Below are 13,236 nucleotides of genomic sequence, written 5' to 3'. Positions count from 1 at the left end.
AAATATAGGGATGAGTTGACAACTTTTGCTGAATTCAACTTAATGCGCTGTCAAAGTTATCAGCTAGATCAAGTGCCATACTGAAATTATTTGCAACTATTACCTAGATTACATGGCATAACAGCTCAGATAACATGATTAATTCAGAGCAACGCTCCTGAGCGACAATGGAACTGAAACCTTACAATAAGATAGCAAGACTATGTGGATACCATCTAAATTAACTCGTCCGGCACGCCTTCATAATGCGATACTGCGTCCCCGTTTGCTGGAAACGCTAGAGCAGGCCCCTTTTTACCGTCTTGTGCTGTTTCGATCACCAGCGGGCTATGGTAAAACCACCATGGCAGCCCAATGGTTGAACGAGCACCCGCATACCGGTTGGTTTAATATCGACGAAAATGACAACGATACCTTCCGTTTTGTGAACTATTTACTACAAAACATCAACAAAGCGACTAACAACGCTTGCTTGAAGACTCAAGCGATGGCTGAACGCCGCCAGTTTGCATGTTTATCGACTCTATTCAGCGAGCTGTTTGGCGAACTGGCTGAGTACCATGAACAAACTTACATCGTGCTTGATGATTATCACCTCATCAATAATGACGATATTCATGACGGCTTACGATTCTTTCTCAAGCATATGCCAGACAACCTTACCTTAGTGGTTACGAGCCGCACTCTGCCGCCGCTAGGCACGGCAAACCTGCGCATTCGCGATCTGCTGATTGAGGTAGATAACGATCTGCTTGCCTTCGATGAAGAAGAAACAACCCGCTTTTTCGACAAACGTATCGGCGAAAACATCGAAGCCAATGTTTTAAAGTCACTCCACCAGCAAGTGGAAGGCTGGCCTTCCGCACTCCAACTAATCGCACTACACGCCCAGCAAAAACCTCACAACCTGGTTGAATCTGCCGAATCAATGGCGAGCTTTAACCGTGGCCACCTGTGGGATTACCTTGCGGAAGAAGTGTTTGATCTGTTAGACGATGAAACCCAGCAATTTTTGTTGCAATGTTCTGTACTTGATATGTTCAATGCGCAACTTGTGACCGATCTGACTGGGCGTAGTGACGCCTTGGCTGTTCTTGAGTCACTCAACCGGTTTGGCTTATTCCTCAACACACTTGAGGGTGATAACAACTGGTACCGCTTCCATAACCTATTTGCTGAGTTTCTCCGCCATCAGCGCTATTCCCAAATCCCTCAGCAAAGGGCTGAATTGCATGCGCTGGCGGCCAAGGCTTGGTTGAAGCAAAATTCACCACAGCAAGCACTGCTTCATGCACAAAAATGTGAAGATTCAGCGCTTGTTATCCATATTCTGTGTGATTTTGGCTGGGAGATGTTCCACCATGGTGAAATGAAGCTCCTTCAAGATGCCTTGGGAAATATCGACACCGAAGAACTCTACGCCCAGCCTCGCCTAAATCTACTTCATATGTGGCTGCTGCAAAGCCAGCACCTATACAATGATGTGGGCGATATGATCCAGGAAACGGAAAAAGAATTCGCTAAACGTGATATTGAGCTTGATGACGCCCTGCAAGGTGAATTTAATGCACTACGCGCTCAAGTTGCGATCAACCAAAGTAAGCCCGATGATGCCCTGATCCTTTCAGAGCAAGCACTAGGCCAATTGCCTTCGACAACCTATCGTAGCAGAATCGTTGCAACCTCGGTTGTCGGTGAAGTACACCATTGTTTGGGTAATCTAAGCCGCGCGTTGCCAATGATGCAGCAAACCGAAAAGATGGCTCGCCAATACCATGTCTATCATCAGGCGCTATGGGCTCTACTCCAACAGGCTGAAATCCTACTGGCTCAAGGTTATGTTCAGAATGCCTATGAATTGCTAGAGCAGGCCTTCAAACTGGTCAAAGAGCAACACCTACAACAAGTACCGTTGCACGAGTTCCTATTGCGCCTGCGCGCCCAAATTCTATGGTGTTGGAATCGCCTTGATGAAGCAGAAGAAGCTGCACTGAAAAGCCTTGAAGTACTTGCCCCGTATGACGAGACCAAGTCGTTGCACGCCTATTCCATGCTCGCTCGAATCGCCATAACTCGTGGTGAGCAAGATAAAGCAAGTCGCTATCTTGATCTTTGCAACAGCCTAATGAGCCGCTCTGTCTATCACATCGACTGGCGTGCGAATACTGACTTAGCCAATTTGCTGTTTTGGCAAAATACGGGGGACATAGACAGCATACAACAATGGCTCGTTCATGCAGAGCAACCGGAAGCAGCATGTAATCACTTTCAACAGCTGCAATGGCGTAATATTGGTCGTGCTTGTGTCAATACCGGCGAATTTGAGCGTGCTGAAATCATCTTCAGCATGTTAGATGACAGCTGCAATAAACATAATCTGATCACAGACAAAAACCGTAACCTTGTGGTACAAGCAGTACTAAGTAAACGTCAAGAAAATAGAGAACTCGCCCTAACTCAAATTAAGCAAGCTCTTGAGTTAACGAACAGTACTGGCATGGTAGGCATTTTTCTTTGTGACGGAAGCGAGATCTGCGATCTGATCCAAGAATTGGTTGATACTAAAGCACTTAATGAGCTAGAACTACACCGTGCCCGTCAACTGCTTCGTGAGATGACGAGCAAAGAGCGTAACCGCTCTGTGCACTTTGACGAAAACTTCGTTGAAAAGCTGCTCAACTTACCTAATGTTCCAGAACTTATACGAACCAGCCCGCTAACTCAACGTGAATGGCAAGTACTGGGATTGATCTATACGGGCTACAGTAATGAGCAAATTGCTTCTGAGCTTGATGTCGCCTCTACGACAATCAAAACACACATACGGAACCTGTACCAAAAACTCAATATTGCTAACCGTCAACAAGCTATTGAAACGGCAGAAAATTTACTCAAATTAATGGGCTTCTAGCCACACCATCTGCTGGTTAAGGATAACCAATGAAAGAATGGAGTAAGGATCGACTCTGGTATCAAGATATGCCATTCAAATTGAATGGCATACCTGTTGGTGCAAGGATGACGGTAATACGGCTTGAAAATGATAAGCTACTTATTCACTCCCCCATCCAACTAACGACATCGCTACAGCTTGAGTTAAGCCAACTGGGCGCAATTCAGGCCATCGTGACCCCAAATATGAACCATCATTTATTCCTGTCAGAATGGTGGCTCGCCTATCCCGAAGCTTATTTCTTTGCTCCCCCGGGCCTGCAAAATAAACGAACCGACCTTGTCTTTGATGATGCCCTCAGTGCCAAAAGTCCTAAAATATGGCAGCACCAACTGTATCAAACTCTGTTAAGAGGGAGTGATCGGATGGAAGAAGTGATCTTCTGCGATCCCCTCTCAAACACATTAATCGTTGGTGATACTCTGGCTTGGTTTCGCCCAACCTCGAATCTGTTTACTATGGCTTTGGCACTGGCCAATGGCTGTTATCAGCATCCCGGCATGCCGCTTTACTGGCGTTGGACTTTTCAGAATAAAACCCGGTTAAGGCAGTCACTGCAGGAAATCCTAACCTGGCCATTTGACCGAATTATTCTCTCTCATGGCCACAACATCGAAACTAATGGCAAAGCGAGCTTTTATCGTGCTTTTAAGTGGGCATTGTAGATAAAAGAAATGCCGTCTTTTACCCATGATAATAAGGGGTACAATCAAAACGAATACTGCTCAATAAAATATTGAACACCGTTTTTATTATGGCAATAACTGAATTTGCCATAAATCAATCTATTCTCAACTTTCATTCAGCCTTGCCTTATACGTGATCAACATCACAACCAAGAGCAATAAGAAGCGTATATTTTTACCCATCATTTGTATGAGGAAATGGATATGGATGCGTATAAATTATACTTAAGGGACTTACTAGGCATCGGCTTAGTTATCTCCGCTGTTCTGGTTGTGCTTGGCTTCATCTTTTGCCTGCTGGCTGCGTTGAACTTTTTCACTCATGAAGAGGTACTCGCCAATACGTATTTACATGAAGCATTACCGTTGTTTGTTTTTTTACTGCCATCGCTTGCTATCGCTCGGTTTATTAACCGCCCTAGATGGATTCATGATGTTGAAGAATATCAATTAGAATCAGCAAAGAAATTCAGCCAATCGCATTGATGCTTTCTCTCCACACCTCCAAGCTGGTGATAATACCAATCTGGATAAGTCGTTGATCAAGTATTTGCACTGGAAAAATCGTTGTTATCAAGGCAGATATTGCAGTAACTAGTGGCTCTAATTACAAAATATTTAACGCAGAGAACAGCGGTTTTAACCAGCAAGACTGATCAAATATTTATGTAGGTTGGTATAATGATCAATATGCTCTAGTTCGTTTCCTATAATGACATCTAGGTGTAAAACAGTGGGCGTAAAGTAATACCAAAGGCCAAGGAGTGCATAGCATTGAGCAAAGAAGGTATATACTGGCGATTACCCGAGCTCAGGCGGCTCGAAAACATCATTGATCATTCTATTCCAGCGTTAAAGCACATTGGTAACTCAACGGAAGTGACGAACTATGCGGAACTTGATAATTTCCCGCTGCCCATCTATAAAATCAGCCTTGGTGCTATTGAAAGCTACTCACCGTGTCTATTTTTCGTTGGCGGCGTACACGGCCTCGAGCGTATCGGTAGCCAAGTCGTTATATCTCTACTAGAAAGCCTATGCCATCGCCTTCATTGGGACGAAGCTTTACAACAGAAATTACGCCGTATTAAGCTCATTTTTATTCCTCTGTTAAACCCTGTCGGTATGGCAAAGCGTTATCGCTCTAACGGTAATCATGTCGATTTAATGAGGAACGCACCGGTGGACAGTAAAGAGTCTACTGCGTGGCTTGTTGGCGGTCACCGGATATCAAAATTCATCCCTTGGTATCGTGGTAAAGCGGCTGACGGTATGGAAGTAGAATCCCAAACACTGATTAATGAGGTGCTTCTCGCGACCCAAACCAGCCCGTTGACCCTCGCTCTCGATTGCCATTCAGGATTTGGAACAAGAGATCGCCTATGGTTCCCCTATGCCAAAAGCAAACTTACGCCCATTGCTCAAATTGGGGCGCTGTACCACTTAAGGGCGCTATTTTTAAATGCCTTTCCCTACCAGAATTATGTGTTTGAGCCCCAAACTAAGCATTACACTTGCCATGGCGACTTATGGGATTACTTGTATGACATCACCGAGAGTCGTCAGCAGCACCTACTCCCGATTACACTTGAGATGGGATCTTGGCGATGGGTTCGAAAAAACCCACTGCAGCTCCTCGACCGTATTGGACCTTTTCACCCAGTAAAACCACACAGGATCCAGCGTGTGATGCGAACTCACTTAACGTTAAACGAGTTTCTAATGAATGCGACCTATTCATACCAGCATTGGTACTTGAGCGAGCAAAATGATGCATTTTCCCAGCAAGCAAAATCGCTCTGGTATCCACACGATCTAACCAAGACAACCTAATCCAATAGCCAAGACGTTACTATGAGCCCATTTCCCAAAAATACTAACCGACCAATTTTGTTAATCAGGGGTCTATTACGAGAAACTCGTCATTGGGGAATATTTACTGAGAAATTAAAAGCTGCTTTTCCTCAGCGAGAGATCATCGCCTTTGATATTGCGGGAAACGGCTCCCGACATAACGAGCAATCGGCCACTCACATCTCTGACATGGTAGACGACCTTCATACCCAATTGACTAACTACCAAGCTCAATCAGCACAAACAACTCGAGCTCAAATGGAAAAGGGAGACATTGATATCATTGCGATATCAATGGGAGGAATGATTGCGCTGGAATGGATACAAAAGTTCCCGCAAAGTATCCATTCCGCCATACTAATAAACGCCAGTCTCAGTAACTACTCCCCTTTCACCAATAGGCTTAAATGGCAACAGTACAGCAATATACTGCGGTATTTTTTTCTGTCGGAAGCGAAACGCGAAGCACTGATCTTTAATATGACCACCCACCTATCATCCACCGAGATCATAGACAGTTGGGTAGACTGGCGTCACACCAACCCAGTCTCAGCGTCCAATGCGCTACGCCAACTCTATGCAGCCAGCCGCTATCAGTATCACGGCAATCCCGCCTCGCAAACCCTGCTTATTGGCAGCCAGAATGATGCCCTCGTCGATATCTCATGCAGTAAGGTGTTAACTAAAACCTGGCACATACCATTGTTGCTCCACCCAACTGCCGGTCATGATCTACCAACCGATGACCCGGATTGGTTAATCGATAAAGTACGACTGTTTTATCAACGCCACTCCTAGCGATAACCTGAATATGAATACGCTATGAATATCGCCCTCAGAATTAATTCAACCAAAAGCTTGCAAACTATCTTCAGTTAATACGAATACCGGAGATAGTTATGACCCCTTTAAGTATTGTGATCATCACACTGAATGAAGAAAAACGCATTGGCCGCCTACTGGAAGACTTAAGCAAACAAAGCCACCAGCAGTACGAGGTTATCGTGGTCGATTCCAACAGCGACGATAACACTTGTGAAGTCGCCAGGGGGTTCGAACAGGCTTTACCCAGCTTGGCTGTTCATAAAATGAATCAACGAGGGACCAGCCTTGGCCGTAATACCGGTGCTCAACTCGCCAAATATGAAAGGCTATTATTCCTTGATGCCGATGTTCGGCTAAGCCCGACTTTCTTAACCAATGCACTGTATGAATTGGAAAGCCGAAAACTCGAAGTGGCCGGATCCTACATGGAAGCCAAAGATTTGTCGTTCAGTTACAAGGTGGGCTATGCGCTATTCAATGCAGGGCTGTTTAGCACTTCGTTTTTCTTCCCTACCGCTGTTGGTGCCTGCATGTTTTCGACCAAACGCGTTCACAACGAGATTGGCGGCTTTGACCCAAGCATCGCGCTTTGCGAAGACTGTGATTATGCCAACCGCGCGGCTAAAACATGGCGTTACCGAATGATCCCTGTTCGTTTCTGGTTTGACCCTCGTCGCCTTGAGCAAGACGGCTTCATTAAAATGGGGCTGACTTATATGAAAGCCAATGTTCGACGTTTTTTTATGGGCGAGATGCGTAACAAAAGAATGGATTGCAACTGTGACCATTACACGGATGCGAATTAAATCATGGATTAGTAGGACATATTTCTATCATCCGTTCAATATAGAAAGCCGCCATAATTGGCGGCTAAGTATATTGCTTATTCAACCATGACGTTAGCGCGGCTTAGCAAACACTTGAGTCCAGTAAATACCGTATGATGCGTCAGAGTTTTCAACAAAAGAGGCTCCCATTTCGGTTACACTGCCATTCATAATGTTTTTACAGTGACCCGAACTGTTCATCCAAGAAGTCATTACTGCATCAATATCTTTTTGTCCTGCAGCAACGTTTTCAGCCCATGTTGACCATGAATAACCGGTTGCATTGATACGATCTTCAGGTGAGCTATTGTCAGAACCCGTATGGCTCATAAAGTTATTGTTGGCCATATCACTGGAATGACGGTATGCCGCATCTTGCAAGTCAAGATCCCACTCCAACGCGTCTACCGCTGGCATAATTTCACCACCACAGTTCTGAGATTCTGAACGTACTTGGTTCACCGCATACAGCATCTGCTCTGCAAAAGTATCTCCAGGGCCTGGATCAGGATCAGTATTGCCTTCATCACCACCGGTATTGTTATCATCACCAGGGTTAGTGCCTGTATCACCACTATCCTCAGGCAGCTGGACTGTATTTTCAGTGTTATCGGTGCCTGATGAGGAACCACCACAACCAGACAATAACAATGCTGACAACGCTAATATGGGTACAACTTTCATAACACACCTTATTTGACATTTGGTGTATTTTATTAGGCTCAATAATATAATAGATGTAGTACTAATTTAGCCTAATAAAACACAATAAATAAATTTGCTTCACGCTTTTTACGAAGCACACTATACTTACTCCCCGCTTAATCATTCAATATGCAACGCTGATATTCTCAAGAACCTGACAAACAATTAACAAAGAAAAACTGCTCAATGAACGTCAATATCCAACTTAAGCCAATGAAATATAAGAACCATCCGCTAATAGAATAAGTAAACAATAATGCATGCATATGCTAACTCACATGTACAATTAAAGGTTCAACTTTGACACATCAAATAAATTATATTTTTCAAAATAAGCATCAACAACAAAAATATAAAAATAATTGAAATAAAAAATTATACTTATCAATTTTTTATGATTGACTAAGATCAATTAGAAACAAAAAAGTACCAACAATAGCTGGTACTTTCAAACGTTAATCCTAACTGAATATAGTTACATGGTTGCTAGATCTTCTTGAGTAACACTGACACCTTTGATTTGGGCAAAAACTTTATCACCAATAGACAAATCAAGTTCGTCGGCCGCCCACTTCGTGATATTGGCCCACAGTTGAGCTTCACCTACCTTTAAACGAACTTCAATCCGCTCTTGCTCATCTACCGAGTGAATTTTATCAACCTTAGCTGCCAGTATATTTCGGATACTCGTTTGCTCTGATTTCACCTTGGTCAGTGAAACATCGTTAGAGTGAACACGTACCCGAACCCACTCACCTCGCATACTCTGCAAGCGATTTACCCACAAATATGCATCGTGGGTGAGCATTATCTGTGTTAACGCATAGTGAGGGTGGTGATGATTGACACGAGCGCTAAGTAACGAGCTTTGTTCCTTAGCCGGTAGCCAAGGCCGCATCTCAGGCGATCCCCAAACACTGTTAATATGGCCCGAAGCCACCACCTTTCCTTGATGGATCATCGCCATATGATCCGCTAGGCGTAAAATTTCATCCAGACTGTGGGTAACGTAAACAATCGGGATTTTGACCTCTTTGGCAAGGCGTTCCAAGTACGGCATCAACTCTTGCTTGCGCGGTAGATCGAGTGACGCCAATGGCTCATCCATTAACAACATCGACGGGTTGGACAGTAATGCGCGACCTATTGCCACCCGCTGCTTTTCTCCGCCAGATAACGAAGCCGGATAACGGTTCAGCAGTCGCTCTACCCCCAACAGTTGAGTGACAGAATGAAATTGTTCCAAATTTTCACCCTTGCAGCCATACCGTAGATTACCCGCTACCGTATAGTGAGGAAACAACCTTGCATCCTGAAACACATAACCAATACGGCGTTTTTCTGGAGGTAGGTTTATGCCTAATTGCTGGTTATACAACACATGTTGACCCAGTGAAATAGCGCCAGAATCTGGCATCGTCAAACCACTAAGAACATTGATGAGCGATGTCTTACCCGCACCTGAGCGACCAAAAATAGCCGTAATTCCCTGCAGAGGTAATTCAAGCTGAACATCCAAATCAAGATCACCAAGTTTCTGCTGTACATCGATAGAAATCATCTGGCCTCCAATCGCTGCCGAGCGGCCCGAGAAAACCACTCAGAAGCAAGTATCGATACCAAAGCAATCACGATAGCAATTACGCATAACCGAGCAGCTTGATCTTCGGCACCTGGGGTTTCAATGAATGAATACATTGCCAAGGGTATAGTTTGAGTTTCTCCCGGGATGTTCGACACAAACGTAATGGTTGCACCAAACTCTCCCAGTGCACGGGCAAAGGCCAAAATAGCCCCAGTCAAAACCCCCGGTAATGTCAGTGGCAAGGTAATGGTAAAAAACACCTTTATCGGGCTGGCCCCGAGCGTTCGGGCTGCCTGTTCAAGTTTGTAATCAACACTTTCAAGCGCCAAACGGATTGAACGCACCATTAGCGGAAAGGAAACCACTGCAACAGCTAACACAGCACCGCGCCAGCTGAAACTGAATGTCAGGCCGAACCATTCATATAGCGCTTTACCAATAATGCCCTGACGCCCCATCACCACCAGTAACAAGTAACCGATAACAACGGGTGGGAGTACCAAAGGCAAATGCACCAGGCCATCAAGTAATGACTTCCCTACAAATTGACAGCGCGCCAGTAACCACGCACACAGAATACCGAAGGGTAAACTAACAACCACCGCAACACTGGCAATTTTTAAGCTAAGCAGTAACGCTTGAACCTCATATTCGGTTAACACTAATTGATACCCCTGATACGAATGTCGCCGAAGCCATACGCATTGAATATGGCAGCCGCCTGTTCCGAATTAAGGAAATCATAAAAACCTTTTGCACTTTGACTCTGACGCCCTTTCACCATGGCAACAGGGTATGTGATCGCGGTATGGCTCGCGGGTGGAAGCTCAGCAACAATCTTCACTTTTTTGGAAATCAGTGCATCCGTTTTATATACCACGCCGAGCAATGCTTCTTGTCTTTCTACCAGCAACAGTGCGCCACGTACATTGTTCGCTCTTGCCAATAGACGTTCTGCCTGTTGCCATAAACCGATATGCTCTAACGCTTCTTTCGTGTATATCCCTGCCGGCACATGGTTTGGATCACCAACGGCAAGGCGAGTTCCATCCAATGCTTTTGCCATATCCCATGAAGCATTCAACGCAATATTTTGTTGTGGGTAATCATTTGGTGCAACCATCACCAAGCTGTTATGCAGCAAAGGCTTCCTTGTGGAGGGGTCAATGACACCTTGTTCCGAGAGATAGTCCATCCACTTTTCATTGGCAGAAAGGTAAATATCAGCCGGAGCCCCTTGGGCTATTTGACGCGCAAGCGCTGAAGAGGATGCATAAGAAACCGTCGGTTTATCGCCCGTTTTTCGCTCGTAGGCTATCACAACCTCGTTCATCGCGTTGGTCAACGAAGACGCAGCAAATACGGTTACCTTCTCAACTGCAACACTTGAGAAAGACAACACTGACATAGCAACAGCGACTACTCGCCTCTTCCAGCACTTCATCTCAATACCCTCAAAGCAAAAATACCGTTATATACTAAAGTATATAACGGTAAAGCTAAATACCTCTATTGTGATAGATGTTGTTGGGAAAGAAGGTAATAAACCGGAAATGCCCAAAGAAAGCCGGAAGGACTTCCAGATGGCCACGCCACTTGCAAATGAAATAGTTTAATTATAATCAGCAACTTATAAACGAAAAAAAATAGCAACTCATCAATATTCCAAAAAGCCTTTTCCAAAATCCGTCAATTTATACCGTGTTGATAACATTTGTTAAAAATGAGAGATATGGCATTGTTACGCGGTCACTAAGGGATGTGGCTTACATAACGAAAGAACAGGCTCAGGGTCTGATAGTTGTCGCTAACTCAGTTTTGGACAGAAATGAGCTAGAACATTTGTTCTAGCTCAGATAATTTGGATTACACAAAAGTATGGAAAACATTCATCAACTACACGAAAAAGCTCCTGTTTATATTTTACAGGAGCCTATATCTCTAAATGTCATCAATAAAGACAGACTTAGCATGAAGTGTATCCATATACTCCTTTAGCCCAATGATTTTGTTATCAGAAAATGTGACCAAGAAATGGTAAGGATTGTTGTAGATAGTCCCATTACTTTTTACACCATAAGAGTCCATTTCAACCGCTACTCGGTCACCTTCAGCTGTCCAGCCCACATATGTGAACGCTAAGCCATCAGGAAACATCTCAGAGACAACCTGTATAAGCTCTCCGATCCCGTCTTTGTCCATTAGCGTAGACATTGGAGGACCACCCTCTGTTCCCATCGCTTGCCAAGTTACATCATCGGCTAGTAATCCAAGGGCTTGTGGAGTATTTGCCAAAGAAAAGTAATCAAAAAATGCTTTGACCGTATCTTTGTTGGCTTGACTACCCATTAGTTGATGTCCTGAACGTTCATTACCAGTTGTTCCCAGTTACGTTGGTTCTCCATATCGTGCTCTAAGCCTTGGTCATCTGCGATTTGGAAACGCTTAACCGCTGCGGTTTTGCTTGTTGCTTGGTATAGCCAGTAGGCTTCTGCTTTCAGCGCTTCATCAATAGGCTTGTCGATTGATTCGTAAACCATCTGCTTACATACATTGATAGATTCAGCAGGGAATTTAGAGATACGCTGCGCAAGTGCATCTACATAAGGGCCAATCTCATCAGGCTCTAGTGCTTTGTTAATAGTGCCGTATGCCTCTGCTTCATCTGCGTCAAAATCGCGAGCACTCAAGACAATTTCTAGGGCGCGGCCAAGGCCAACCTGGCGAGCCATGCGCGATGCACCACCACCACATGGCAGGATACCCATACCCACTTCCATCTGCATAAACTTGAATTTACCTCGTGCAGCGAAACGCATATCAAGTGCCAGTGCTAGTTCATGGCCGCCCCCACGAGCAAAGCCCTCTAGTTTAGCAATGGTTGCCTGTGGCACTTTACTGATTCGTTCACATACCGCTTGCAGATCTAGAAGTTGTACTTCCTCACGCGATACTGCCTCAGTAGACATATCTTTAAGTAGTTCTGTGTCGTAGTGACATACCCACACTTCCGGGTTTGCAGATTGGAAGACAACAACTTTGGTTTCACGATCACGCTCAAGTCTCATTGCCAGACTGTTCAAATCTGCGAGCATTTCTTGCCCCTGAACATTTACAGTACCAAAATCAAAAGTAACGGTAAGAATTCCGTCTTTCTGCTCTGTGGTAAATGTCTGAAAACCTGCATATTTCATTATATCTCTCCATTAATAGAGTGAGTTGCATAGACGACCGAATGACCGTAATACTCATCTAGTATATGTTGCCGACTCTGGAGTGGTAATTAACAACAATCATAAACAGAGTTAACAAATACTAAGTTGTGTATTTCTAAATTTTTACTAAGTAAGAAAAAAGCTGCTACTCCATTCACCATAGAGTAGCAGCCTATCCAATTGTATTTAAAAGACTTAATGGTCATTACCAAGCATAAGTTTCAATGACATTCTTTTTAGCCATCGGGTTATGATTAATGTGTTTATTAATGTTCTCTAAAAACGGCTTACGTGCTTCAGGCCAAGCGCCACGCATGGCTGCAATGTTATTGCCGTGATCGCCCCAATAGAAACGTATGCGCCTCGTGGGATCATGGGGCGCATACGGAATACGCACCTTACTTCTAAATCAATTGCAGGCCTTGACATGCTGTCTCCTTAAATAGGTCAAATTAATAGGCGACAACTATGCTGACACAGGGGGGGAATAGGTGTCCGGTTTGCTCCGGTGCGTATTCCGCTGATTCCGGACACCCATTCCGCGTTTAACCGGACGCCCTTTTCCCCAAGCTTTTCTCTACCCCTA

The 13,236-nt window shown here is 44.5% G+C and carries 13 protein-coding genes; 6 read left to right on the top strand and 7 right to left on the bottom strand.

What is annotated here, in order from left to right; translation table 11 throughout:
- The first annotated feature begins 202 nt into the window (after window positions 1-202).
- From malT to ACVA53_RS16925, 6 genes are all read left to right on the top strand, one after another.
- Window positions 203-2,911 carry an HTH-type transcriptional regulator MalT gene (malT, locus tag ACVA53_RS16950; RefSeq protein ID WP_446505735.1) on the top strand — a complete coding sequence of 903 codons (2,709 nt, stop codon included), beginning with the start codon at window positions 203-205 and terminating at the stop codon, window positions 2,909-2,911.
- Window positions 2,912-2,940: 29 nt separating this feature from the next.
- Window positions 2,941-3,618, top strand: a complete 678-nt coding sequence (locus tag ACVA53_RS16945; protein WP_446505734.1) for a DUF4336 domain-containing protein — start codon at window positions 2,941-2,943, stop codon at window positions 3,616-3,618.
- Window positions 3,619-3,843: 225 nt separating this feature from the next.
- Window positions 3,844-4,125 (top strand): D-fructose-6-phosphate amidotransferase, encoded by a 282-nt coding sequence (locus ACVA53_RS16940; RefSeq protein ID WP_446505733.1) that lies wholly within the window; start codon window positions 3,844-3,846, stop codon window positions 4,123-4,125.
- A gap of 288 nt (window positions 4,126-4,413) precedes the next feature.
- Complete coding sequence (locus tag ACVA53_RS16935) at window positions 4,414-5,472, top strand: DUF2817 domain-containing protein (RefSeq protein ID WP_446505732.1); 1,059 nt, start codon at window positions 4,414-4,416, stop codon at window positions 5,470-5,472.
- A gap of 21 nt (window positions 5,473-5,493) precedes the next feature.
- Complete coding sequence (locus ACVA53_RS16930) at window positions 5,494-6,291, top strand: alpha/beta fold hydrolase (protein WP_446505731.1); 798 nt, start codon at window positions 5,494-5,496, stop codon at window positions 6,289-6,291.
- Between the two features lie 101 nt (window positions 6,292-6,392).
- Window positions 6,393-7,124 (top strand): glycosyltransferase, encoded by a 732-nt coding sequence (locus ACVA53_RS16925; RefSeq protein ID WP_446505730.1) that lies wholly within the window; start codon window positions 6,393-6,395, stop codon window positions 7,122-7,124.
- A gap of 93 nt (window positions 7,125-7,217) precedes the next feature.
- Here ACVA53_RS16925 and ACVA53_RS16920 read toward each other — a convergent pair whose 3' ends face one another.
- The 7 genes from ACVA53_RS16920 to ACVA53_RS16890 all read right to left on the bottom strand — a co-directional run bounded on the left by ACVA53_RS16920 (window position 7,218) and on the right by ACVA53_RS16890 (window position 13,079).
- Entirely contained in the window at window positions 7,218-7,829 is a 612-nt protein-coding gene (locus ACVA53_RS16920; RefSeq protein ID WP_255043138.1) for a CAP domain-containing protein, read from the bottom strand.
- 496 nt (window positions 7,830-8,325) lie between these two features.
- Window positions 8,326-9,411: a molybdenum ABC transporter ATP-binding protein ModC gene (gene modC / locus ACVA53_RS16915; protein WP_446505729.1), complete on the bottom strand. Its 1,086-nt coding sequence runs from the start codon at window positions 9,409-9,411 to the stop codon at window positions 8,326-8,328.
- A complete protein-coding gene (gene modB / locus ACVA53_RS16910) occupies window positions 9,408-10,097 on the bottom strand; it encodes a molybdate ABC transporter permease subunit (RefSeq protein ID WP_255043136.1) in 690 nt (229 codons plus the stop codon). Before modB ends, modC begins: the two co-directional genes overlap by 4 nt.
- Window positions 10,097-10,879, bottom strand: a complete 783-nt coding sequence (gene modA / locus ACVA53_RS16905) for a molybdate ABC transporter substrate-binding protein (RefSeq protein WP_255043135.1) — start codon at window positions 10,877-10,879, stop codon at window positions 10,097-10,099. The genes modB and modA overlap by 1 nt, the downstream gene beginning before the upstream one ends.
- 497 nt (window positions 10,880-11,376) lie before the next feature.
- Entirely contained in the window at window positions 11,377-11,784 is a 408-nt protein-coding gene (locus ACVA53_RS16900) for a nuclear transport factor 2 family protein (RefSeq protein WP_446505728.1), read from the bottom strand.
- Window positions 11,784-12,629 carry an enoyl-CoA hydratase/isomerase family protein gene (locus ACVA53_RS16895; protein WP_446505727.1) on the bottom strand — a complete coding sequence of 282 codons (846 nt, stop codon included), beginning with the start codon at window positions 12,627-12,629 and terminating at the stop codon, window positions 11,784-11,786. The genes ACVA53_RS16900 and ACVA53_RS16895 overlap by 1 nt, the downstream gene beginning before the upstream one ends.
- Before the next feature lie 297 nt (window positions 12,630-12,926).
- Window positions 12,927-13,079 carry a hypothetical protein gene (locus ACVA53_RS16890; protein ID WP_446505726.1) on the bottom strand — a complete coding sequence of 51 codons (153 nt, stop codon included), beginning with the start codon at window positions 13,077-13,079 and terminating at the stop codon, window positions 12,927-12,929.
- Between the last annotated feature and the right edge of the window lie 157 nt (window positions 13,080-13,236).

The organism is Photobacterium sp. DNB23_23_1 (assembly GCF_052873815.1).
Note: the sequence above shows the minus strand (reverse complement) of the source record. Positions and strands in the feature narration are given on the sequence as shown.